At 66.9% G+C, this 23,947-nt stretch carries 24 protein-coding genes; 20 read left to right on the forward strand and 4 right to left on the reverse strand.

Annotated features, from left to right (window positions below):
• The first annotated feature begins 76 nt into the window (after positions 1-76).
• The 3 genes from FFS68_RS00585 to FFS68_RS00595 are packed head-to-tail and all read left to right on the forward strand — an operon-like array spanning position 77 to position 5,599.
• Positions 77-865, forward strand: a complete 789-nt coding sequence (locus FFS68_RS00585) for a hypothetical protein (RefSeq protein ID WP_137751365.1) — start codon at positions 77-79, stop codon at positions 863-865.
• Positions 771-2,318, forward strand: a complete 1,548-nt coding sequence (locus tag FFS68_RS00590; RefSeq protein WP_171003690.1) for a DNA polymerase Y family protein — start codon at positions 771-773, stop codon at positions 2,316-2,318. The genes FFS68_RS00585 and FFS68_RS00590 overlap by 95 nt, the downstream gene beginning before the upstream one ends.
• Complete coding sequence (locus FFS68_RS00595; RefSeq protein ID WP_171003691.1) at positions 2,315-5,599, forward strand: error-prone DNA polymerase; 3,285 nt, start codon at positions 2,315-2,317, stop codon at positions 5,597-5,599. Before FFS68_RS00590 ends, FFS68_RS00595 begins: the two co-directional genes overlap by 4 nt.
• A 328-nt stretch (positions 5,600-5,927) precedes the next feature.
• Here FFS68_RS00595 and FFS68_RS00600 read toward each other — a convergent pair whose 3' ends face one another.
• Positions 5,928-6,749 carry a flagellin gene (locus FFS68_RS00600; RefSeq protein WP_137751367.1) on the reverse strand — a complete coding sequence of 274 codons (822 nt, stop codon included), beginning with the start codon at positions 6,747-6,749 and terminating at the stop codon, positions 5,928-5,930.
• A 247-nt stretch (positions 6,750-6,996) separates the two neighbouring features.
• Here FFS68_RS00600 and fliE point away from each other — a divergent pair, with 247 nt between their 5' ends.
• Genes fliE through FFS68_RS00685 form a run of 17 tightly spaced genes read left to right on the forward strand, consistent with a single transcriptional unit; the run spans position 6,997 to position 20,737 of the window.
• Positions 6,997-7,350, forward strand: coding sequence for a flagellar hook-basal body complex protein FliE (gene fliE, locus FFS68_RS00605; protein WP_137751368.1), 354 nt, complete (start codon positions 6,997-6,999; stop codon positions 7,348-7,350).
• A 3-nt stretch (positions 7,351-7,353) separates the two neighbouring features.
• On the forward strand, positions 7,354-9,015 hold the full coding sequence (gene fliF, locus FFS68_RS00610) for a flagellar basal-body MS-ring/collar protein FliF (protein WP_137751369.1): 1,662 nt from the start codon (positions 7,354-7,356) through the stop codon (positions 9,013-9,015).
• Positions 9,008-10,039, forward strand: a complete 1,032-nt coding sequence (gene fliG, locus FFS68_RS00615) for a flagellar motor switch protein FliG (protein ID WP_137751370.1) — start codon at positions 9,008-9,010, stop codon at positions 10,037-10,039. Before fliF ends, fliG begins: the two co-directional genes overlap by 8 nt.
• Positions 10,032-10,631 (forward strand): FliH/SctL family protein, encoded by a 600-nt coding sequence (locus tag FFS68_RS00620; RefSeq protein ID WP_137751371.1) that lies wholly within the window; start codon positions 10,032-10,034, stop codon positions 10,629-10,631. Before fliG ends, FFS68_RS00620 begins: the two co-directional genes overlap by 8 nt.
• Positions 10,628-11,959, forward strand: a complete 1,332-nt coding sequence (locus FFS68_RS00625) for a FliI/YscN family ATPase (protein WP_137751372.1) — start codon at positions 10,628-10,630, stop codon at positions 11,957-11,959. Before FFS68_RS00620 ends, FFS68_RS00625 begins: the two co-directional genes overlap by 4 nt.
• Positions 11,956-12,402 carry a hypothetical protein gene (locus FFS68_RS00630; RefSeq protein WP_137751373.1) on the forward strand — a complete coding sequence of 149 codons (447 nt, stop codon included), beginning with the start codon at positions 11,956-11,958 and terminating at the stop codon, positions 12,400-12,402. Before FFS68_RS00625 ends, FFS68_RS00630 begins: the two co-directional genes overlap by 4 nt.
• Entirely contained in the window at positions 12,402-13,784 is a 1,383-nt protein-coding gene (locus tag FFS68_RS00635) for a flagellar hook-length control protein FliK (protein ID WP_137751374.1), read from the forward strand. The genes FFS68_RS00630 and FFS68_RS00635 overlap by 1 nt, the downstream gene beginning before the upstream one ends.
• A 17-nt stretch (positions 13,785-13,801) precedes the next feature.
• Complete coding sequence (locus tag FFS68_RS00640; RefSeq protein ID WP_137751375.1) at positions 13,802-14,407, forward strand: flagellar basal body-associated FliL family protein; 606 nt, start codon at positions 13,802-13,804, stop codon at positions 14,405-14,407.
• Entirely contained in the window at positions 14,404-15,336 is a 933-nt protein-coding gene (locus FFS68_RS00645) for a FliM/FliN family flagellar motor switch protein (protein WP_137751376.1), read from the forward strand. Before FFS68_RS00640 ends, FFS68_RS00645 begins: the two co-directional genes overlap by 4 nt.
• Complete coding sequence (gene fliN / locus FFS68_RS00650) at positions 15,329-15,667, forward strand: flagellar motor switch protein FliN (protein WP_137751377.1); 339 nt, start codon at positions 15,329-15,331, stop codon at positions 15,665-15,667. The genes FFS68_RS00645 and fliN overlap by 8 nt, the downstream gene beginning before the upstream one ends.
• The gene (locus FFS68_RS00655; protein WP_137751378.1) at positions 15,667-15,945 is read left to right on the forward strand and encodes a flagellar biosynthetic protein FliO; all 279 of its coding nucleotides are present in this window, start codon (positions 15,667-15,669) and stop codon (positions 15,943-15,945) included. The genes fliN and FFS68_RS00655 overlap by 1 nt, the downstream gene beginning before the upstream one ends.
• Entirely contained in the window at positions 15,935-16,705 is a 771-nt protein-coding gene (gene fliP / locus FFS68_RS00660) for a flagellar type III secretion system pore protein FliP (protein WP_137751379.1), read from the forward strand. The genes FFS68_RS00655 and fliP overlap by 11 nt, the downstream gene beginning before the upstream one ends.
• A gap of 33 nt (positions 16,706-16,738) precedes the next feature.
• A complete protein-coding gene (locus FFS68_RS00665) occupies positions 16,739-16,984 on the forward strand; it encodes a flagellar biosynthetic protein FliQ (RefSeq protein WP_249339963.1) in 246 nt (81 codons plus the stop codon).
• A 7-nt stretch (positions 16,985-16,991) separates the two neighbouring features.
• The gene (gene fliR / locus FFS68_RS00670; RefSeq protein WP_249339950.1) at positions 16,992-17,771 is read left to right on the forward strand and encodes a flagellar biosynthetic protein FliR; all 780 of its coding nucleotides are present in this window, start codon (positions 16,992-16,994) and stop codon (positions 17,769-17,771) included.
• A 3-nt stretch (positions 17,772-17,774) separates the two neighbouring features.
• Positions 17,775-18,914, forward strand: coding sequence for a flagellar type III secretion system protein FlhB (locus FFS68_RS00675; RefSeq protein WP_137751381.1), 1,140 nt, complete (start codon positions 17,775-17,777; stop codon positions 18,912-18,914).
• A 45-nt stretch (positions 18,915-18,959) separates the two neighbouring features.
• Positions 18,960-20,336: a flagellar filament capping protein FliD gene (gene fliD / locus FFS68_RS00680; protein ID WP_137751382.1), complete on the forward strand. Its 1,377-nt coding sequence runs from the start codon at positions 18,960-18,962 to the stop codon at positions 20,334-20,336.
• Positions 20,337-20,347: 11 nt separating this feature from the next.
• Positions 20,348-20,737: a flagellar protein FliS gene (locus FFS68_RS00685; RefSeq protein ID WP_137751383.1), complete on the forward strand. Its 390-nt coding sequence runs from the start codon at positions 20,348-20,350 to the stop codon at positions 20,735-20,737.
• A gap of 187 nt (positions 20,738-20,924) precedes the next feature.
• Here FFS68_RS00685 and FFS68_RS00690 read toward each other — a convergent pair whose 3' ends face one another.
• The 3 genes from FFS68_RS00690 to motA form a co-directional block, all read right to left on the reverse strand.
• Positions 20,925-21,983, reverse strand: a complete 1,059-nt coding sequence (locus FFS68_RS00690; RefSeq protein ID WP_137751384.1) for a sigma-54 dependent transcriptional regulator — start codon at positions 21,981-21,983, stop codon at positions 20,925-20,927.
• A 182-nt stretch (positions 21,984-22,165) separates the two neighbouring features.
• On the reverse strand, positions 22,166-23,023 hold the full coding sequence (locus FFS68_RS00695; RefSeq protein ID WP_137751385.1) for a flagellar motor protein MotB: 858 nt from the start codon (positions 23,021-23,023) through the stop codon (positions 22,166-22,168).
• Entirely contained in the window at positions 23,023-23,886 is an 864-nt protein-coding gene (gene motA / locus FFS68_RS00700; RefSeq protein ID WP_137751386.1) for a flagellar motor stator protein MotA, read from the reverse strand. The genes FFS68_RS00695 and motA overlap by 1 nt, the downstream gene beginning before the upstream one ends.
• Between the last annotated feature and the right edge of the window lie 61 nt (positions 23,887-23,947).

Consider the following 23,947-nt stretch of genomic DNA (forward strand, 5'->3'; position numbering starts at 1 on the left):
TGACGAAGAAGGCATGGCGGACTCACCTTGACAATCCCCCTCGCTCGCGCGCTAATAGAACAAATCAGGAACATATATGCGCGAGTCGTCTCAACCTCTCGCCGGGCTGCGCCAGCGCATCGCCCGGCTGGCCGCCACCGGTGGTCCCGCAAGCCGCCCGGCCGAGGGCTGGCTGGCGACGGGGCATGGCGCGTTCGATTCGGCGCTTGGCGGCGGACTGGCAGTCGGGCGCACGCATGAATTTTTCGCCGCCGACGCGCTCGACGGCGCCAGCGCCGCTGCCTTTGCGGCGCTGCTGGCGCTGCGCGGCGGCGGCGATGCGCCGCTCCTGTGGCTGCGCACCGTCGATGCCGGACGCCGCACGGGGCATATCTATGCCCCCGGCATCGCCGAACTCGGCGGCGATCCCGATCGGTTGCTGCTGATCGAGACCGCCGACCCCAAAATGCTGCTCGCCTGCGCCAATGATGCGGTGCGCTGCGCCGGTTCGGCGGCGGTGATCGTCGAAAGCTGGGGCAAATTCCCCTTGCTTGACCTGACCGCGGGCCGCCGCCTGACGCTCGGCGCGCGCGATGCGGGGACGACGCTGTTGATGCTGCGGCTGAATGCTGCGCCGACGCCGAGCGTCGCCGAAACGCGCTGGAGCATCGTCGCCGCGCCGTCGCGCGCGCTGGCCGCCGACGCACCGGGCGCGCCCGCTTTCGACCTTGAACTGCTGCGCTGGCGCGGCGGCCCTGCCGGAACGCGCTGGCGACTCGATTGGGATAAAGATGAGCAAATTTTCCGGGACACGGCGCTATCTGGCGCTGTTCTTCCCCTGGCTGCCCGCCGAGCGGTTCACCCGTTCGGCGCCGAAGCCGCCTGACCTCCCGCTCGTCTTTGCCGAGAAGCAGCGCGGGGCGCTGCGTCTCGCGAGCGTCGATGCCCACGCGCAGGCGCTGGGGCTGCGCCCCGGCATGCCGCTCGCCGACGCGCGGGCGCAGGTGCCCGACCTCGCGATCGTGGCGCACGATCCCGTGCTCGACCTGCATTGGCTCGACCGGCTGGCGCAGGGCTGCACGCGCTACACCCCGCTCGTCGCGCTCGATGCGCCCGACGGGCTGATCCTCGACATCACCGGCTGCACCCATTTGCTGGGTAGCGAGGCGGCGCTGATCGACGACATCGACCGGCGGCTGACCCGGCTTGGCATGACGCTGCGCCATGCGCTCGGCCCCACCGCCGACGCCGCGCGGGCACTGGCGCGCTACCAGACGCGGCCCGCCCCCGACGAGGCAAGCGCGATCCGCCGCCTGCCCGTCGCCGCGCTCGAACTCGACGCCGAGGCGACGACCGCGCTGGTCCGCGCCGGGCTCAAGACGATCGGCGACCTCGCGAGCCGGCCGATGGCCAATATCGCCGCGCGCTTTGGCGCCGACGCCGCGACCGCGCTGCGCCGCCTGCTCGGCGATGCGCCAAGCCCGCTCGACCCGCGCGTCACCCCGCCGCCGGTCGCCACCGAACGGCGCTTTGCCGAACCCGTCGCCAGCATGCCCCACGCGACCCAAATCCTGGCCGAACTGGTCGGCGAGGCGATCGTCGAGCTTGCCGAGCGCGGCAAGGGCGGGCGCCATTTCCGCGCTACCTTTTTTCGCAGCGACGGCCTGGCGCGCAGCATCGAGATCGAGACCGGCCATGCGACGCGCGACGCGGGGCTGGTCATGCGCCTGTTCGCCGAACGGATGGATGCTTTGCGCGATCCGCTCGACCCCGGTTTCGGGTTCGACATGATGCGGCTGGCGGTGCCGCGGCTCGAAGCCCTCGCCGCGACCCAGCTCAAGCTCGAGGGCGGCACGGTGCGCGCGGCCCATCAGGGGGCGGCGATGGCCGAACTGGTCGATCGACTGGCGACCCGGCTCGGCCGCGGGCGGGTGTGCAAATTCGCCGCCGTCGACACCCATATCCCCGAACAGGCGCAGCTCGCCTTGCCCGCGATCGACGCCGCGCCGCCCACGCCCTGGCCCGCCCCCGACCCCGGCGAGCCGCCGCTGCGCCCCTTTTACCTCTTTGATCCGCCGCAGGTGATCGAGGTGATCGCCGAGGTTCCCGACGGTCCGCCGCACCGCTTCCGCTGGCGCCGCGCGACCCACGCGATCCGCCGTTACGAGGGGCCCGAACGGATCGCGAGCGAATGGTGGCGCCGCCGCGACAATGGCGGGCTGACCCGCGACTATTACCGCGTCGAGGACGACCGCGGCCGCCGCTACTGGCTGTTTCGCCACGGGCTGTACGACGAAAAGCCCGATCCGCGCTGGTATATCCACGGGCTGTTCGCATGAACGACACGCCCGCACCCGAAACCGGCCCCGAACCAGGCTTTGCCGAACTGGTCGCCGCGACCAACTACAGCTTCCTGCGCGGCGCCTCGCATCCCGCCGCAATGGTGGCGGAGGCGCTGGCGCTGGGGATGACCGGCATCGGCATCGCCGACCGCAACAGCGTGGCGGGGGTGGTGCGGGCGTGGGCGTTTCTGAAAGAATTGCGGGTCAGGCAGGATGCGAGGGCGGAGCATTTCCGGCTGGTGGTCGGCGCGCGGCTCGTCTTTGCCGACGGTACCCCCGACATTATCGCCTATCCAACGACACGCCACGGCTGGGGCCGGCTGACCCGATTGCTTTCAACCGGCAATCTGCGCGCGCAAAAGGGCGATTGCATCCTCTATCTGGAGGATTTGCTGGAGCATTGCGACGACCTGTTGCTGATCGCGATGGGCGGCGATGCGGCGCTGCTCCGCAAACTCAAACGGGCGCGGCGAAAGTCGGTGTGGCTCGCCGCAACGATGGCGCGATCGGGCGCCGATGCACGGCGGACGGTCGAACGCGAACACCTGTCGGCAGCAACCGGCGTCCCGCTGCTCGCGACCAGCGACGCGCTCTATGCGACCATCGTGCAGCGCCCCTTGCACGATGTCATCACCAGCATCCGCGAAGGTACCACGGTCCAGAAAGCGGGCAAGCTGCTGCGCGCCAATGGCGAACGCCATCTAAGAGCGCCCGCCGAAATGAAACGGCTCTTTTCCGCTTGTCCCAAGGCGATCAACGAAAGTGCCAGAATTCTCGCGCGCATCACCTTCCGCCTCGAAGACCTGCAATATGAGTATCCGCACGAACCGGTCCCGCCGGGCTGGAAGCCTTTCAACTATCTTCACCATCTGGTGAAGACGGCGGCAGAAAAGCGCTACGGCGCGCCGCTGAAGCCCAAAATCCGCAAGCTGATCGGCAACGAACTCCGGCTGATTCGGAAGCGGAACTATGTCTATTATTTCCTGACCGTCCACGATCTCGTCCGTTTCGCGCGCGCGCAGGAGCCGCCGATTCTGTGTCAGGGACGCGGATCGGCCGCCAATTCGATCGTCTGCTTTCTGCTCGGCGTCACGTCGGTCGATCCGGACGAGCACAAGCTGCTGTTCTCGCGCTTCGTCTCGGCCGAACGCGACGAGCCCCCCGACATCGACGTCGACTTCGAACATGAGCGGCGCGAGGAGGTTATCCAATATATCTATGATCGCTACACCCGCGATCGCGCAGCCATTGCCGCAACCGTCATTCACTACCGCCCACGCAGCACGATCCGCGAAGTGGGCAAGGCGCTGGGCCTCAGTGAGGACGTGACCGCGCGACTCGCCGATACGAGCTGGGGAAGCTGGGGCGACGAAGTGCCGGTCGAACGGCTCATCGAGGCCGGACTCAATCCGCACAATGGCGAGATCGAGCGGCTGCACCGCTTCGTCGGCGAATTGCTGAAAGCCCCGCGCCATTTGTCGCAGCATGTCGGAGGCTTTGTGCTCACCCAAGGGCGGCTCGACGAACTGGTTCCGATCCACAATGCCGCGATGGAGGATCGCACTTTCATCGAATGGGACAAGGACGACATCGACGCTTTGGGGCTGATGAAGGTCGATGTGCTGGCCCTCGGCATGCTGACCTGCATCCGTAAATGCTACGATCTGATGCGCGCGCATGGGCTGGGCGACCATAGTTTGGAACTCGACATCGATTCCAAGGATCCAGCGGTTTACGACATGCTGTGCAAGGGCGACAGCATCGGCGTCTTTCAGGTCGAGAGCCGCGCGCAGATCAACATGCTGCCGCGCCTGCGGCCGCGTAAGCTTTACGATCTGGTCGTGCAGGTCGCGATCGTCCGCCCCGGACCTATCGAGGGCGACATGGTACATCCCTATTTGCGTCGGCGGAATGAAGAGGAAGAGGTCGAATACCCCTCTCCCTCCCCACCCCATGACCCCAATGAATTGCGGGAAGTTCTGGGCGATACTTTCGGCGTGCCGCTCTTTCAGGAGCAGGCGATGAGCCTGGCGATCACCGCTGCTGGCTTCACCCCCGAAGAAGCCAACGGCCTGCGGCGCGCAATGGCAACTTTTCGCAACGTCGGGACGATCGACAATTTCCGCGAGAAGATGGTCGGCGGCATGGTCGCGCGCGGATATGAACAGGATTTCGCCGAACGCTGTTTCAAGCAGATCGAGGGGTTCGGCAGCTACGGCTTTCCTGAAAGCCATGCCCAGTCCTTTGCGCGGCTCGTCTATGTCTCGTCATGGATCAAACATTATCACCCCGCGGTGTTCACCTGCGGGCTGCTCAATTCGCAGCCGATGGGTTTCTATGCCCCGGCGCAGCTGGTGCGCGATGCGCAGGAGCATGGGGTCGAGGTGCGTGCGGTCGACGTCAATGCGAGCGATTGGGACAACAGCCTTGAACCGCGCGCCGACGGCAGCCTCGCGCTGCGGCTGGGGCTGCGGCAGGTCGACGGGTTTCGCGAAGCATGGGCGGCGCAGATCGCGGCGGCGCGGAGCGCGCCCTTTGCTACCGTCGAGGAACTCGCGCGACGAGCAGACTTGCCATCGCGCGCGCTCCGCCTGCTGGCCGAGGCCGATGCATGCCGGTCGATGGGGCTCGACCGCCGCCCGGCGCTGTGGGATGCGCGCCGCGTCCGCCAGGGGGTGCTGCCGCTGTTCGGCGCCGCCGCAACCGACGAGCTGGGCGCCGAAGACGACGCGCAGCTGCCCCCCACCCCGCTCGTCGAACAGGTGCTGACCGATTACCAGACGACGCGACTGTCGCTGAAAGGCCATCCGATGGCGTTCCTGCGCGGTGATTTTGCGCGCGATGGGGTGCTGAGCGCCGCGCAAGTGATGGCGGCGAAAAATGGATCGATCGTCCGCACCGCGGGCGTCGTGCTGATCCGCCAGCGCCCGGGCAAGGGCAATGCGATCTTCATCACGCTCGAGGACGAGGGCGGGGTCGTCAACATCCTGCTGTGGGCGCGCCATTTCGAACGCTATCGCCGCGCCGTCATGGCGTCGCGGCTGATGCTGGCCGAGGGCGAGGTGCAGCGGAGCAAGGAAGGCGTCATCCACCTGATGGCGACGCGGATCGTCGACCGGACAGCGATGCTCGATACGCTGGGCGACGGGCGCGAAGTCCGCCCCGAGCTGTGCCGCGCCGACGAGGTGGCGCATCCGCAGCTGCCGCGCGGCTATGCGGCGAAACACGGCCATCCGCGCGACGTCCGCATCCTGCCCAAGTCGCGCGATTTTCATTGATGGGAGCCGGCACAGCGAAGCAACGTCCAGGACCGCCTCGCCCCCGATGGCTATGCGCCGGCTTTGGGTGGAAAGCGGCCGTTTGCTATCTCAACATCGTCATCCCGGACTTGATCCAGGATCCATAGCTGCGCCGTCGTCATGGATCCCGGATCAAGTCCGGGATGACGATGAAAGGAAGGGCAGCTTCCGGTCGGCATTGGCCCGAACGACAGGCTCGTAAACACCACACAGACAAAAAGTTGATGCCCCGGCTGTGGGGGCCGGGGCATCGGATCAGGCTATCTAAGGGACCAACCGAATATAGCCTGAAAATCGTTTGCGGAGTTTAGCCGCGAAGCAGGTTCATCACGCCCTGCGAGCTCTGGTTCGCCTGAGCGAGCATCGCCGTCGAGGCCTGCGACAGGATCTGGGCAGCCGCCAGCTTCGTCGATTCCGACGAAAAGTCGGTGTCTTCGATGCGCGACTTGGCATCTGCCAGATTCGTGACGGTCGACGTCAAATTGTCGACAGCCGCTTCGAGGCGGTTCTGCTGGGCACCCAGGTTGGCGCGCTGCGACGCGACGGTCTGGATCCCGGTGTCGAGCGTGGCGAGCGCACCCGACGCGCCGGCGGCGGTCGAGATGTCGAGGGTGCCGACGCCCAGCGCGGTCGCCTGAAGATCGGCGATCGTGATGTTGACCGTCTGACCCGTGGCCGTCCCGGTCTGGATGTCGAAGCCGGTCGCGGCGCTGCCGTTGAGCAGCTGGTTGCCGTTGAAGTCGGTGCGCGTCGCGATGTCACCGATTTGCGAGATCAGCGCGGTGACTTCGGTCTGCATCGCGGCGCGATCGGTCGTGCCGTTGGTGCCGTTGGCCGACTGGACAGCCAGTTCGCGCATCCGAACGAGGATGTTCGAGATGCCCGACATCGCGCCTTCGGCGGTCTGCGCCAGCGAAATGCCGTCGTTGGCGTTGCGCACGGCCTGGTTCAGGCCGCGGACTTTGGCGTCCATACGCGTTGCAATGGCAAGACCCGCAGCGTCGTCTTTCGCGCTGTTGATGCGCTTGCCGCTCGACAGGCGTTCCATCGCCTGCGACTGCATGCGACCCGCAACCCGCGAGTTGTTCTGGGCGCGAAGCGCGCTCACATTGGTGTTGATGACAGTCATTGTTGTTCCTTTCCGGCCTCGATGGCCATTCCCGTGATGTGAAGGCTCGAGGAGCGGTCACGAAAAGCAGTAACGGTCGGCAGCAGCGGCGCTTAAGCCCGGTCCGTCAAAAAAATGCCGAAGCGGCCCCGGCGCCGCGATGCACTCCACTCAATCCCCTGAAAAACAGGCATTAAATCTTTTGGCATGGCCTTTGCATTGTTCTTTGCGTGCGGCGCACCGCTGCGCACAGGACGGATGAAAAGCAATGAGCACGATTGACCCGAGCCGGCTGCTGCAGATGCGCAGTTCGATCCTCAATCAGAACCAGGCGCTGCAACGCGCCGCCGGTCGCGGCGGCATTGGTGGCACCGAGGGCGGCGTCGACGGCGCTGGCGGAACCCCAGATTTCGGCGCGGCGATCAACAATGCGCTGCAACAGGTCAATGCCCAGCAGTCCAAGGCGAGCGAGATCACCGAAGCCTATGAGCGCGGCGATACCCACGACATCGTCAGCGTGATGATCGAACGGCAGAAAGCCTCGCTCGGCTTTGAAACCACGTTGCAGGTGCGCAACAAGCTGCTGTCCGCCTACCGCGACATCATGAACATGCCGGTCTAACCCATGGCCGAGACCCAGATCCTCACCCCCGTTGACGACGGCCACGCGAACCGCCTGCCCGCCCCGGCGTTCGGCGGCCGGCTGGCGCCGTTCACCGGCTTCGTCCGTCAGCCGGCGGTCCAGCGCGCGCTGCCCGCGATCGCCATGACGTCGGCGATCGGCATCGCCGCGCTCGCCTGGTTCACCATGCAGTCGGCGCCGCAGGCGCAATTGTTCGCCGGGCTTGACGACAGCGACAAGTCGGCGGTCGCCGAGGCGCTGCAGACGCAGGGCATCGCGCACAGCATCGATGCGAGCACCGGCGCGCTGACGGTCGACGCCGACAAATTGCATCAGGCGCGCATCGCGCTGGCCGGACAGGGCCTGCCCAAGGCGGCGCCGAGCGGCGACAGCCTGATCGCCGCTCTGCCCATGGGGTCGAGCCGCGCGATCGAGGGCGAAGCGCTGCGTTCGGCACGCGAAGCCGACCTGGCGCGCACCATTGAAACGATCGACGCGGTCAAGAGCGCGCGGGTCCATGTCGCCGCCGCCGAACCCAGCCTGTTCGTCCGCGAGGATAAACCCTCGACCGCGTCGGTGATGCTGACGCTGCAGAACGGCCGTTCGCTCAGCGATGGTCAGGTGCAGGCGATCCGCTTCCTCGTCGCCTCGTCGGTGCCCGGGATGAATGCCGATCAGGTGTCGGTGATCGACCAGCGCGGCGCGCTGTTGTCCGACACCGCATCGGGCAGCGACATGAAGGCCTTCCAGTTGCAGGTGCAGGTCGAAGACCGCTTCCGCCGCGCGCTCGACACCTTGCTCGGCCCGATGCTCGGCGTCGGCAATTATAGCGTCGAGGTCCACGCCGACGTCGACATGTCCGAAAGCCAGGCGACGCGCGAGAGCTTTCCCAAAGACGATCGCGCGATGACCAGCGAACAGATTACCCGCACGGTCAGCGGCGCCGGCAGCCCCCCCGCCGCCGTCGGCATCCCCGGCGCGCTGTCGAACCAGCCGCCGCAGGCGACCACGGTCACCGCCAACGCCCCGACCGCCACCCCGGCGCCCGGCGCGGCGCCCGAAACCGCGAGCAACGAAAACGCCGCGCGCGCCTTTGAAGTCGGCCGCGAAATTTCGGTCACCCACTCGCCGCAGGGCAAACTGCGCCGGGTCTCGGTCGCCGTCGCACTCAATCAGGGCAAGAAAGCGCTGACCCAGGCCGACATGGCCAAGATCGACAGCCTGGTCAAAGGCGCGATCGGTTTCGATGCAACGCGCGGCGATCAGGTGGCGATCAGCCAGCGTCCCTTCGTCCAGGTCGAAGCCGCCGAGCCCGCCTTTTACGACCAGGGTTGGTTTCTGCCGCTGGTCAAGCAGGTCGGGGCGATCTTCGCCGCGCTGCTCGCCTTTCTGTTCATCGGTCGCCCGCTGATCCGCGCCGCCAAGGCCCGCGCCGCTGAACGCGCCGAACGCAATGCCGCGCTGGAGGAAACGCTGCTCGCCGCCACCGACGGACGCCCGGCGCTCGCCAGCCCCGCCGCGGGGCGCGAAATCACCCTCGAGATGATCGAACAGGCGCCGAGCTATGAAACCCGCGCCAATCTGGTCCGCGCCTTTGTCCGCCAGGATTCGGCGCGCGCCGCGCTCGTCGTCCGCCAGCTGATGCAGGAGGGTGCCCGTGGCTGACGCCGCCGAAACCATGGCGCCGTCCGCCCGGCCCGCGATCGAAGGGTCGGCCGCCGCCGCCATCCTGCTGATGCTGCTCGACGAAAGCGAAGCCGCGACGATCCTGAAACATCTTGGCCCCGACGAAGTGCGCCAGCTGGCCAAGGCGATGTTCGACACCGCCAACGCCAGCGAACAGCAGATCGGCCAGGCGCTCGATCGCTTCGTCGTGCGCAGCCGCGATGTCAGCGCGCTTGCCATCGGCGCCGACGTCCGCATCCGCACCGTGATGAACCAGGCGGTCGGCAACGTCCGCGCCGACAATATCCTGGCCGCGGTCGCGCCGCAGCGCAGCGCCGCGTCGCTCGAAATCCTCCGCTGGATGGACGTCGAGGCGATCAGCGGTCTGCTCGCGGCCGAACATCCGCAGGTCGGCGCGCTGATCCTTTCGGTGCTGATCCCCGACGTCGCCGCGCGCGCTATCGAAACGCTCGACGAAATCCTGCAGGCCGATCTGGTGCTGCGCGCCGCGATGCTGACGTCGGTTCCTGCGGCGGCGATCGAGGATCTCGAATCGGTCCTCGCCAGCGCCAATGTCGACGGCCAGCGCGTCGCCAAACAGACGATCGGCGGCCCCAGCGACGTCGCCAAGATCATGAAGAAAATGCCCAAATCATTGAGCGAGCGGACGATCCGCGCGCTCAAAAAGACCGACAAGCTGCTCGCCCAGGCGATCGAGGAAGAGATGTTCATCTTTGAAAATCTGCGCGACCTCGACAAGAAAAGCCTCAGCACGGTGTTGCGCTCGGTCGATGCCGCCGAGCTCGCGGTCGCGCTCAAGGGTGCCGACGACGAGATGGTCGACCTGTGCCTCGCCACCATGTCGCAGCGCGCGTCGGAAACGATCCGCGACGAAATGGCCGAAATGACGATGGTCAAGCGCGCCGACGTCGACGATGCGCAAAAGAGCGTGATGACGATCGTGCGCCAGATGACGGCGTCGGGCGAAATCATGATCGCGGGCGGCGGCGACGATTATGTCTGATCGCACCACCGAAACCGGTTTTGCCCCGGTCACGCTCGCCGCGGCGATGGCGCGCAGTAGCGGCTTTCGCCCGCTGGCCTTTTCCGGCAACGCGCGCACGCCGCAGCCTGCCGACGGCAGCGCCGCCGAACTCGATCTCGACGACCCCTTTGCCCGCGGCCTGGCCGAAGGGCAGCGCATCGCCGAGGCCGCCTATGTCGCCGAACGCCACCAGCTGCTCGCCCTGCTCGCGGGCGCCGAGGCGCTGCAGGATGAACCGAGCGAGGAACTCGCGCAGTTGATCGCGCGCACCGTCGAACGGCTGGTGCACCAGATCGTCGCCAGCGCCCCGATCGACGCCGCCTGGCTGCAGGCGCAGGCCGAAACCGCCGCGGCGCTGGTCGCCGACGCCGACAAGGCGCGCACCCTGTGGGTCCATCCCGACGATGCCGCGCTGCTGACCGATTGTCCGTTGCCGCTGGCGCTCGAAAGCGACGCGGCGATGATGCGCGGCACGGTGCGGATCGAAACCTCGACCGGCTGGATCGAACATGGCCGCGCCGTCTATCTGGACGAATTGCACGCGGCGCTGGGCGAAGGATCGCCCGCATGACCCGCCGCCTCGCCCTGTCGGCGCAGCAATTGCTCGACCCGATCGACCTGACGAACGCCAGCCCGCGCCGCGTCGGCACGCTTGTGTCGCACGAAGGCATCATGCTCGAAGTGTCGGGTTTCCCGCAGCCGCTGGGCAGCAACGTCCGCATCAAGTCGGCGAACAATGATTATGTTTACGGCGAGGTCGTCGGTTTCCGCGGCCAGAGCAGCCTGGTCCTGCCGTTCGACACCAACATGCCGCTGGTCACCGGCGCCCCGGTCGAGCCGCATGGCGCCAGTTCGATGGTCGCGTGCGGCAAGGCGCTGCTCGGCCGCATCATCGACGCGCAGGGCAATGCGCTCGACGGCCGCCCGCCGGTCAAATCGCAGTTTCAATGGCCGCTCGCCGGGCGCAAGGTCAATCCGCTGCGCCGCGGCCGCGTCACCCGCCCGCTCAACATGGGGGTGCGCGCGATCAACGGCCTGCTCACCGTCGGCGAAGGCCAGCGCGTCGCGATCATCGCCGGCTCGGGGGTCGGCAAATCGGTCCTGATGGGCCAGATGATCGCGGGCACCGAATGCGACGTCATCGTCGTCGGCCTGATCGGCGAACGCAGCCGCGAGGTCAGCGATTTCGTCGAGACCAAGCTGCCCCCCGAAGTGCGCAAGAAGGCGGTCGTCGTCGCGGTTCCCGCCGACCATCCGCCGCTGCTCCGCCTGCGCGCCGCGATGCGCGCCACCGCAATCGCCGAGGCGTTCCGCGCCGACGGCAAAAAGGTGCTGCTGCTGATCGACAGCCTGACCCGCGTCGCCCATGCCCAGCGCGAGATCGGACTGACGCTGGGCGAACCGCCGACGATGAAAGGCTATCCGCCGTCGGTGTTCGCGCTGATCCCCTCGCTGTGCGAACGCGCCGGGATCGACCGCGAAACCGGCGGGTCGATCACCGCACTCTACACCGTCCTCGCCGATGGCGGCGACATCGACGATCCGGTCGTCGATTCGGCCCGCGCCATTGTCGACGGCCATATCATCCTGTCGCGCACCCTGGCCGAACAGGGCGTCTATCCCGCGATCGACGTCGCCCGGTCGCTGTCGCGCACGATGGTCGATTCGGTCGATCCCGACCATGCCGCCGCCGCCGCCCGCTTTCGCCAGCTGTGGTCGGCGTATGAAGAGAATCGCGATCTGATGCTGATGGGCGCTTATGTCGCTGGCGGCGATCCGGTGCTCGACGAAGCCATCGCCCGCCGCGCCGACCAGCTCGCCTTCGTGACCCAGCCCGCCAAGGCGCAGGTCGATTTCGACATTTCCCGCCAAACCCTGATTGAAGGATATTCCGCATGACCGCCCGCACCGCACGCCGCAAACGTATCATCCGCGTGCGCACCGTCGAACATCAGATGGCAGAGGCCAATCTGGCGCGGGCCAATGGCGAACTCGCCAGCCTGGTCGAGCTCGCCAGGCGCCTCGAAACACTGCGCGTCGATCTGGCGATGGCCAAAGGCGCGGTCGCCGGCCGCGCGCTCAACACGATCGGCGAACTGTCGATGCGGCTCGACATCGCGCAGGAAAATCTGACCGCGCCGCTGGTGAATGCCAGCGCGCGCCGCGACCATGCCGGGGCGCTGGCGCAAAGCGCCATGGTCAAGGAAGAATCGGCCATCCGCCTTTACGACCGCAGCCGCAAATCGGCCGAAGCCGAAGCCGAGCGCCGCAGCGACGCCAACCGCCCGCACCGCCCGCGCGGCGGCATGCGCCTGCGCCTGATCGAAGGCGGCGCGGCGTGATGAGCACGGCGTCCCTTCCCATGCCGCAGGCTTCGACCCCCGCGGGCTTCGCCGCCTTCCTCAGCACGATCGGCCAGACACCGACCGGCGGCGGTGAAGACAGTGGTTTCGAGCAGCTGCTCGCCGCAGCGCCGATGCCGGCCGCCGCGCCGGTCAAAGCCGCGACACCAATCGCCGTTGCGGGCAGCCCCGCGATGCCGACCGTCACCGCCCCGGTCGCTGTTGCGACGCCGGTTGCGACCCCTGTGGCGGCGCCGTCCACGACCATCGATGCGCCCGCCGTGACCGCAAAGTCGGCCGAACCCGGCACCGCCATCGCCGCTGACCCCGATGCAGCCGCCGCATCGGCGGCAAAGCTGCTGATCGCGGTCAATGGCAGCGCCCCGGCGCCGCAGCCGAAAACCGCCCGAGTCGTCGAACCGAAAACGGGCACCGATACCGAAACCGTCAGCGCGCCCGATACCGGCGCCAGCCCCATGATCACCGCTCCCGCCGAACCGGCCGCGCCAGTCGCCAGCACCGCGGTCATCACGCCTGACCCGATGGCGGCGGCGCCCGCCGTCGTCGCCGCGATGCCCGTCATCGCCGCGATCATCGCCCCGGTTGCCGGCAAGCCGACCAAGGCGAGCGAACCGGCCGCGATCGCGACCGGCGAGGCTGCCGCCGCCCCCGCTGCCGACCTGCCGCCGGCGACATCGCTGGCCAGCGGGCCGCGCCCCGTCGCTGCCAAGCCCGGCGCCCCGGCCAGCGACCCCGCCGCGATCACCGCGCCGGTGACGATCATGTCGCGCCCCACGCCGCCGGCCGCGCCGCGCGCGACCGCCGGAACCGAAGCGCAGCTCGCCAAGCCTGTCGAAGCCGCACCGTCGATGACGATCCAATTTGCCCAGCCGGCCGCTCCGGGCGCCGCCATCGCCGCGAGTGTCGCGCAACCGATGATCGTCACCGAACGCGTGCTCGACCTTGCCAGCGATGGCGCCTGGATCGACCAGCTTGCGCACGACATTGCCGCGACCAGATCGGACAGCGGCGACATCAGTTTTCGCCTGATGCCGCGCCACCTCGGCCGCCTCGACGTCGCGATGCTGGTGGGTGACGAGGGCGTGTCGCTGAAGCTCGACACCCAACATGAGGCGGCGGCGACGATCGTCACCGCCGCGCAGGGCCGCCTGGTCGAAGACCTGCGCCAGCAGGGCGTGCGCGTGACCGGCAGCGAAGTGACCTGCACCCCGGGGGACAATGGACGCCAGATGCAGGGCCAGTCGCAGGGTCAGGGCCGCGCCGCCGCGCAGGACGTCAGCCATCTGATCGAAACTGTTACCGAGCGCGTCAAAGCGCGCGATCCTGAAGAGGCCGCCGACCGCCGCGGCCGCTTTGCCTGACCATAGAGGGTATCACGATGACCAAGGATAAAGACGAAGCCGCGCCCAAGAAGAAGGGCAAGTTCAAAAAACTGCTGTTCATCGGCGTCGGCGCGATCGCGCTGATCGGCGCCGGCGCCGGCGCGGGCATTTATTTCGGCGCGCTGTCGGCGCACGAGGTCAAGCCCGAGGATCATTATCCCAAGCTGGTCGTGCGCAGCGATGGCGAGGAAGCCCCCGCCGCCGAGGGCGAGGACAAGGAAGCGGCACCCAAGGTCGGCACCGTGTCGGTGCCCAACGACAAGTTCAAGGTCGACCCGCGCAAATATGAGGTCACCTATTACCCGATCACCGATGCGTTCACGACGAACCTCGCCGACGGGTCGGGCTTCTTGCAGGCGGGTATCAGCCTTTCGACCTTCTATGACGGCAAGGTTATCAATAATATCAAACGCCAGGCAGTGCCGATCCGCTCGGTCGTGCTTATGGTGCTGGCCGAACAGGATCCGGCGCTGCTCTCGACATCGCAGGGGAAACAACGACTGCAGCGGCAATTGACCGCTGCGATCAACGATGTGCTGCGCGAGAAAGAGGGTTTTGGTGGTATCGACAATGTCTATTTTACGAGCCTGGTGATCCAGTGACCGTTCGCGAAAAATCCGTCAAAGCCGTGCAACCGCCCGCCGCCCCGACCACCGAGGCGGCCGACGCCAAGGCGTCGCTGTTGCTGCGCAAGGCCGAGGGCAGCTATGCCTTTCCGGCGCTCGACAGCGTTGCGGTCCAGTTTGCGCGCAGCTTGCGCGACCTGATCCGCGCGCTTGGCGTTCCGGCGATCCTGGTCGAGCGCGCCGGCGGCGAAACGATCAGCTTTGCCGACTGGAGCGCATCGACCGCTCCGGCGATCTTCTGGCGCTATCATGCGCCGCCGCTGAAAGGCCCGGTGCTGCTCGCGGCGCCGCGCCCGTTGCTGCTCCAGCTCGTCGACATCTTCTATGGCGGCAAGGGCGGCCTCGCCGCCGAACGCGAGGAACTGACCGATGCCGAGGACCGTTTCGCGGCGCGGCTGGGCCGCGACATGGGGCTGCAACTGGCCGCCGCATGGGGCGACAAGCTGGCCATGGAGCCCGAGCTCGACTGCGTGACCAGCGACCCTGCCAAGCTCGCCGCGGTGCGCGCCGATGACGACATGTTCGTCCAGCGCTTCATCCTGCGCGGCGCGCCGTTCGAGGGCCGGACGATCGCCTGCGCCTATCCGCTTGCCGCGCTGCGCGGTGTCGCCGGGGCCGAACCTGCGGCCGAACTGCCCGGCGCCGCCGATCCGGTGTGGGCGGGCGCGCTCAACAAGGCGCTGCGCGACGTCCGCCTGCCCGTCCGCTCGGTGCTGGCGCGCCCCGAAATCAGCCTCGTCAAGCTGCTCGCACTCGAGGTTGGCGACATCATTCCGCTCGGCATGCCGCGCCATGTGCCGGTGACCGTCGCGGGCCGCAGCTTTGCGGTCGGCAGCATCGGCGAGGCCAATGGCAACGCCGCCATCATGATCGAACATATCGAAAAAGGACCGAACCATGACTGACCTCAGCGACGCCCCGACGGCGCCCCGCGCCGACCGCCGCGACAACAAAAATATCGCTGCGGCGCCCAATTTCGATCTGCTGGCCGGCGTCTCGCTGCGCGTGTCGGTCGAGGTCGGATCGACCTCGATGACCCTCGCCGAGCTGCTCGCGATCGACGAAGGCAGCGTGATCGAACTCGACCGCGCCGCCACCGACCTGCTCGATATTTACGCCAACGGCACCCTGATCGCCAAAGGCGAGATCGTCAGCGTCGATGGCCGTTACGGCATCCAGGTCGCCGAAGTCGTCGCCCCGGCGCGCGGCCTCGAAGGCTTTGAGCGGAGAGCCTGATGTTCGAATATATCCTCCGCCTGCTCATCCTGCTGCCGCTCGTCGGCGGCATGGCGTGGGGCAGCCTGTGGCTGTGGAAGCGCGTCCAGATGGGGGTGCCGCTCGTCGGCGGGGCCGCGAAAACGCGCGCCGTCGAGATGGTCGATGTGCTGCCGCTCGGCCCGGGATCGAAGCTCGCGGTGGTCGAATTCGCCGGACAGCGGATTCTGGTCGCGGTGTCGCGGAACGGCATCACCCGCATCGCCGACGACAATCAGGGCGACTTCCATGCAGATTGATCGCAAGACCGGGCTGCGCGCCGCGGCGCTGATCGGCAGCCTCGCGCTGCTCTGCGCCGCGCCCGCCGCTTATGCGCAGACCGCCGACGGCCTCAGCCGCGCGGTGAACGACATCGGCGGCGACGGCCGACCGCTCAGCCTGTCGCTGCAAATCCTGGTCCTGATGAGCCTGTTGACGGTGCTGCCGTCGCTGCTGTTGATGATGACCAGCTTCACCCGCATCATCATCGTGCTGTCGATCCTGCGCCATGCGCTCGGCCTGCAACAGACGCCGCCGAACCAGGTGCTGGTGGGGCTCAGCCTGTTCCTGTCGCTGTTCGTGATGCAGCCGGTGATCAGCGAGGTGAACCGCGTCGCGATCGAACCCTATGGTCAGGAACAGATCGACATCGGCGAAGCCGTGTCGCGATCGGGCACCGCGCTACATGGGTTCATGATGACCCAGACGCGCAAGACCGACCTGATGATGTTCGCCAAGATCGCCAAGGCGCCGACCTATGCCAGCCCCAAGGACGTCCCCTTCTCGATCCTGCTGCCCGCCTTTGTCACCAGCGAATTGAAGACCGCGTTCCAGATCGGTTTCCTGATCTTCCTGCCCTTCCTCGTCATCGATCTGATCGTCGCATCGGCGCTGATGTCGCTCGGCATGATGATGTTGTCGCCGACGATCATCTCGATGCCGTTCAAGCTGCTCTTGTTCGTGCTCGTCGATGGCTGGGCGCTGACGATGGGCTCGCTCGCCGCTTCGTTCGGGACTTAGGGGCCTAACGTGGAAACCGACTATTTCATCGGCATGGCGCAGCAATCCTTATGGATCCTCGCCCTCGCTTCGGCGCCGATCCTGCTCCCGGTGCTCGTCATCGGGGTGCTGCTCGGCATGGTTCAGGCGGCGACGTCGATCAACGAACAGACGCTGACCTTTGTCCCCAAGCTGATCGTCGCGGCGATCTGCCTTGCGATCTTTGGCGGCAGCATCCTGGTGCTGCTCACCGATTTTACCCGCGACATCTTCGCCCAGATCCCGGCGCTGGTGCGCTAAACCGGCTGTGGACCCCGCCGACATCCCGAATATCGAGGCGATGCTCCAGCTGTGGATGCTGGCGATGATCCGCCCCGGTGCGGCGTTCATCGCCGCGCCGGTATTCGGCGCGACCAGCGTCCCGATCCAGCTGCGGCTGGTCATCGCGCTCGCGGTCGGGGTGCCCGCGGTGGCGGCATCGGGCATGGCATTGCCCCCCGAAGGCATTGTGTCGGTCCCCGGCCTGCTGCTCGTCATCGGCGAGGTCGTGATCGGCCTCGGCATCGGCTTCATTCTCCAGATGGGACTCGCCGCCGCCTTGCTGGCGGGCGAGGCGATCAGCAACGCGATGGGGCTGGGCTTTGCGTCGATGGTCGATCCGCTCAGCGGCGCATCGAGTTCGGCGATCGGCCAGTTCCTGTCGATGCTCGCGACCGCGCTGTTCCTCGCCGCCGACGGCCATCTGGTGCTGATCGACATCATCGTCGACAGCTACACCGCCCTCCCACCCGGCAACGCCTTCCCCTCGTTCGAGGCTATCGGCGGCGTGCTGCGGTTCGGCAGCCTGATGTTCGCCGCGGCGTTGACGATCGCGATGCCGGTCGGCTTTGTGCTGATCCTGGTCCAGATCATCATGGGCGTGATCGGCCGTTCGGCCCCCGCGCTCAACCTGTTCGCGGTCGGTATTCCCGCGACCCTGCTCGCCGGCATCATCCTGCTCGGCGTCGCGACCCCGGCGATGGCCGAAGCGATCGTTCGTATCCTGTCCGACGCGCTCGACGGCGCGCGGATGTTCGCGGGGCTCTGACCCGTGGCGAGCAAACCCGACAAAGACCAGAAAACCGAACAGCCGACGCCGAAGAAGCTGAGCGATTCGGCGCGCGAGGGCGATGTGCTGATGTCGCGCGAGCTGGCGACCGCGTTGATGATGCTCGCCGCCGCGGGCTGGATTGTCGCGGCGGGCGGCTGGTTCGTGCAATCGGCGGGCGACCTGCTGCGCCGCGGGCTGACCCTCACCGCCGCCGACGTCGCCGATTTTGCGCCGGCCGAGGCGCTGATGCGCAATGGGGTCGAAATCCTGCTGCCGCTCGCCAGCCTGTTCGCGCTTGCGCTGGGTGCCGCGGTCGCGGGGCCGGCGCTGCTCGGCTCGTTCGGCTGGCGCGGCAAGGCGCTGGCGTTCAAGGGCAACCGGATGAACCCGATGACCGGGCTCAAACGCATGTTCGGGATGCAGGGCGCCGCCGAACTGGGCAAGGCATTGGCCAAGGTGCTGCTGCTCGGCACCATCGGCTATTGGCTCGTCGGCCGCAGCCTCCCCGCGATCATGACGATGGCATCGACCGACCTGCTCGCGGCGATCGGCCTCGCCGGACAGGCGATCGGCCATGCGATGCTGGTGCTCGCCGGCGGCCTGGTGGTCATCGCGCTGATCGACGTCCCGGTGCAATGGTTCCAGCGCAACAAGCGGCTGATGATGAGCAAACAGGAGATCAAGGAGGAGATGCGCCAATCCGACGGGGCGCCCGAGCTCAAGCAAGCGCAGCGCCAGCGCGCGCACGAAATGTTGAGCGGATCGGCGCGCAAGGCGGTGTCCGACGCGACCGTCGTGCTGACCAATCCGACCCATTTCTCGATCGCGCTGCGCTATCGTCCCGGGGTCGATGCGGCGCCGGTTGTGGTCGCGCGCGGCCGCGGCGATGTCGCGCTGGCGATCCGCGAGCTGGCGCGGGGCGCCAATGTCCCGCTGCTCGAATATCCGCAGCTGACCCGCGCCATCTATTTCACCGCGCGCGCCGGGAGGGTGATCCCCGACGAATTGTTCGTCGCGGTCGCCACCGTGCTCGCCTTTGTCTTTCAGCTTGAGCGCATGGTCGCCGAAGGCGCGGCGCCGCCGGTGGTCGATGTTCCCGCATCGCACCATTTCGACCCCGACGGGCGCCGTCAGGCTTAAAATTGCCGCTGCGCTGCCGTTAAGGGGTGCGAAGGATTTTTCGTCATGGTCAGTTCAATTGCCAACAGCCTGGGCGCCGGATCGGGCATCGACATCAAACAGCTGGTCACCGACCTGTCCGCCGCATCGCGCGAGCCAAAGGTCGCACGGATCACGACGCTGACGCAGCAGAACCAGACGCGGATCAGCGCCCTGGCGCAGGCCCGATCGGACCTCGACGGCTTTGCCGATTCGCTGGGCCAGATGGTCAGCGACGGGACGCTGCGCAGCACCCCGACGGTGTCCGACGACAGCGTGCTGAGCGCCACCGCGCGCGCCGGACTCCATGCCGACAGTTTCGCCGCGACCATCATCGTCACCCAGCTCGCGCGCGCCCAAAGCAGCTATTCCGCGGTGGTCGCCGACCGCACCGCCGCGATCGGCACCGGCACGATGACGCTGACGGTGGGGGGTGTCGCCAAGACGATCACCGTCGATGGTACCAACAACAGCCTCGACGGGCTGGCCAGCGCGATCAATTCGAGCGGCGGCGGGGTGACCGCGTCGATCATCGCCGACCAAGGCGGGCACCGCCTGATCCTGAAGGGTCCGTCGGGGGCCGCCAACGCCTTCACCCTCGCCGCCGACGCCGGCGCCGATCCCGGCCTCTCCGCCTTTGCCTATGGCGCGGGCGGCGGCATGACGCTGGGCCAAAGCGCCGCCAACGCCGAATTCACTCTCGACGGCGTCGCGTTCAGCCGCGGCACCAACATCATCGACGATGTGGTGCCGGGCATGTCGCTGACCCTGAAGAAGGCGGCGCCCGGCCAGCCGGTCGACATCGGCGCCAGCCGCCCGCTCGCCATCATCAAACAGACCGTCGGCGATTTCGTCTCGGTCTATAACCAGCTGAAAAAAAGCCTGTCGTCGGCCGCGGGCCTGTCGGGGTCGACCACGTCGCTGCGCGAGCTCGAACGCGAACTTTCGGGGCTGGTCGGCAAAGTCATTTCCAGCCACGGCAGCATCAACAAGCTGACCGACATCGGCGTTTCGACGACCAAGGAAGGTCTGCTGATGGTCGATGAGACCAAGCTCGCGCAGGTGCTCGCCACCGACGCCGGGGCGGTCGAGGCGCTGTTCAACCCGCGCCGCGACGGTGGGCGGACCGAGGCGAGCGACCCCGGCATCGCCTTTGTCCTCGATGCGATCCGCGACAAGGCGGTCGCCACCGACGGCGTGATCGGCCGGGTGAGCAAATCGCTGGGCGACCGCAAGGAAACGCTGGCCGAGCAGCTCGAGAATATCGAGATGCGCGAGGACGCCTATCGCGCCCGGCTGGAAAAACAATATGGCTCGCTCGACGCCCGGCTGGCGGCGTTCAAGGCGACGCAAACCTATCTTGAACAACAGATCAAGCTCTGGACCAACCAGGGCAACGATTAGGGGCATCGACCGTGACAGCTACCGCCTCGACCGTCCGGGCAACCGGGCTCTATCGCCGCTTGCAGCATGAAAGCCGCGCCGCCGCCGCCGACCCGATCGAGCTGGTGACCATGCTCTATGACGAGCTGGAAACCGCGATCGGCGTGCTCGGGTCGATGGTCCGGCAGGGCCAGCGCATTTCAGCCACCGAACCCGCGCACCGCGCCCGCGCGATCCTGATCGGGCTTGACGCCGGGCTGGACCGCGATGCCGGCGGCGACGTCGCGACCGCGCTGTCGCGCGTCTATCGCAGCATGCGCCGCAAGCTCGACGATGCGGTGGCGCAGAACAATGCGGATGCGCTGGCGGAGCTTCTCGACGGTATCCTGACGGTCAGCGCGGCGTGGCGGCAATTGCGCTGACCGCCGTCTCACCAAGCTGAAAACAGGATCGGCCCGCACCCCGGGGTAGGGGTGCGGGCCGATGCCGTTTCAAAAGATCCCGCTGGGTACCCGGCCGCCCTGGGTGGGGACGGGCGGCCGGGTGGTCAGGGGCGGACCAGAGCCCCCTTTTTTCAGCGGGTGCTGAAACTGGTGTCGCGGGCGCCGATCAGGCGGCCTGCTGTTGAACCCCATATTTGCGCATCTTTTCGATCAGCGTCGTGCGCTTCAGCGTCAACAGGCGCGCGGCTTCGGAAATGATGCCGTCAGCCAGGTCGAGGGCGACGTGGATCTGTTCGAGCTCGATCGTTTCGATCTCGCGCTTGAGGTCGATCGGGCGGCCCGGCGCCGGCGCCTTGCTGAACGGCATGGCAGGCGTGGTGTCGTCCGCGCTGGCCTCGACCGCGGCAAAGCTGCTGGGGACAGCCTGCCGCGGCCGGGGCGCTGCGGTGGGGTTCAAAAGCATGGCGACATCGTCGGCGCCCAGCGTTTCGCCGCCGTGCAGCACGCTGGCGCGTTCGACGAAATTCCTGAGTTCGCGGACATTGCCCGGCCAGCGGTGCTGCATCAGCAATTCCATCGCGTCGGCGTCAAAGCGGCACTTGGCCTCGCCCGGCATCTTGCGCTGGAAATGGCGGATGAGGGCGGGAATATCCCCGACGCGGCTGGCCAGGCTGGGGACCTGGAGCACAACCACGCCGAGCCGGAAGAACAGGTCTTCGCGGAATTTGCCATCGGCGATCGCGACGCCGAGATCCTGGTGGGTGGCCGAAATGACGCGGACGTCGACGGCCTTCACATCGCTGCTGCCGACACGGACGATCATCCGTTCCTCGAGCACGCGGAGCAGTTTGACCTGCATGTCGAACCGCATGTCGCCGATTTCGTCGAGGAAAAGCGTGCCGCCCTCGCTCGCTTCGAAATGGCCGATGCGGCGGGCATGGGCGCCGGTGAAGCTGCCCTTTTCATGCCCGAAGAGTTCGGATTCAATGAGGTCGCCGGGGATCGCGCCGCAGTTGATCGCGGAAAAGGCCTTGCCCGACCGGACGCCTTCATCGTGGATCGCGCGGGCCACCAGTTCCTTGCCCGAACCCGACGGGCCGCAGAGCATGACCGATGCGTTCGACCGCGCCACGCGGCGGATCATGTCGCGCAGCTGCGCGGCGGCCGCGCTGCTGCCGACGATCAGCGTCTCAAGCGCTGCACTGCTGTTCTGCCCCACGGTCATTTCGGTCTCCACCGCGCCCCCCAATTCGGCGCCTTTTCGATGGACCCAGAGATTGACGAAAGTGGTAAACAAAAGATTATCCACCTTGGCATAACCCATTCAAAATAAAGGATTATTGCCAGATTGGATGTATTTTCCGCGCAATCGCGTCGTTAACGATCCGATATGCTGCCAAACTGGCACTAATTGTCGGTGGCGGTGCGCCAGCCGAGCGTGATCGAGATGCGGCGGTTGCGCGGATCGAATCGGTCGGAGGGGACATAGGGCTCACGATCGGCGACCCCTTCGATGCGCTGAAAGCGTGTCTTGTCGACGCCGCGATACTCCAGAAAGTGGCGCGTAACCTCGGCGCGGTCGACCGACAGGCGCCAATTGTTGGTCCCCGACTTGGCCGACCAGGGCGCCGCATCGGTGTGCCCGCGCACCATCACCTGGTTGGGCATTTCGGCGACCGGCCCCGCAATCTCGCCGAACAGCCGCACGCCGGCAGGGGTCAGCTGGCTGGTTCCGATGGCGAACATCGAAAAATCGGCGTCGTCGATCACATCGATGCGCAGCCCCTCGACCGTTTCGGTAAAGCGCAGATTGCGCGCGAAGCGCCGGAGCTCGCCCTTGGCCTGCACCCGTTCGGCCAGCGCCTTGGCGACGCGCTGGAACTTCAGCCGTTCGCGCTCGCGCCCCGACGCCTCCTTGGGCCCACCGGTCGCATCGCGCGGGATCGTCATCGATTTGGTCCCGGTCTGCGCCGCGCCATGCGGATATTTGTCGGCCGCGACGAGCGAGTCGCCGCCGAAAAAGCCATTCGACCCCGCGGTGTCCTGTTTCGACTGGACGATCGTCGGCGCGAAATAATCGGCGAGCGCCTTGCGCTGCTTTTCGGTCGTGGCGCCGAGCAGCCACATGAGCAGGAAGAACGCCATCATCGCGGTCACGAAATCGGCATAGGCAACCTTCCACGCCCCGCCATGATGGCCGGCGTGCGGTGCCTCGATGATCTTCTTCACGATGATCGGGCGCGGCAGGTTGGGACGCGCCGCCATCAGCGACCGCGCATTCCGTCAAACACTTCGGCAAAGCTCGGCTGGTTGGCATGTTCGACGCCCGACCGTGCGGCCTCGATCACCAGCGGCTGCGGATGGCCATGCAGTGACGCCACGATCAGCTGTTTCACGGTATGATACATCGCGCCGTCGCTTTCGATCACGGTGCGCGCGCGCGTCGCGAACGGACCGACCAGACCATAAGCGAGCAACACGCCGAGGAAGGTACCGACGAGCGCCGATCCGATCATGCCGCCCAGAACCTCGGGCGGCTTGTCGATCGATCCCATCGTCTTGACGACGCCAAGCACCGCGGCGACGATGCCTAGCGCAGGCAATGCGTCGGCCAGATTCTGCAAGCCGTCGGCGGGTTTGATCGCATGGTGGTGATGGTTCTTCAGCGCGCTGTCCATGACATCCTCGACCGCGTGCGGGTCGAGTGTGCCCGACGAGACAACGACCAAGCGCAGCGTGTCGCAGATCAGATGGATCAGCGTCTGATCCTTGAGCAGCTTGGGATATTGCTGGAACAGCGTCGAATTGGCCGGATCCTCGATATGCGGTTCGACCGCGACCGGGCCTTCGGTGCGCATCATCTTCATCAGCGTCGAGACGAGCAGGATGCAGTCGAGATAGTCCTGCTTCTTGTACTGCGGTCCCTTGAACACTTTGCCGAGACCCCCGCCGAGCGCCTTCAGGTCCGCGCCCGAATTGCCGATGATCAGCGATCCGATGGCGGCGCCGCCGATGATCAGCATTTCGTGCGGCAGCGCGGCCATGACGGGGCCAAGATTGCCTCCGGTCAGCGCGAAGCCCCCGAACACCAGCAGGATCAGTACGACGATGCCGATTACCGGAAACATGCGGGGTCAACTCCATGCGGGGCAAAGGCCCCAAATTCAAAAGACGTCTCTATGCTTAACG

The organism is Sphingopyxis sp. L1A2A (assembly GCF_005502465.1).
Taxonomy (GTDB): domain Bacteria; phylum Pseudomonadota; class Alphaproteobacteria; order Sphingomonadales; family Sphingomonadaceae; genus Sphingopyxis.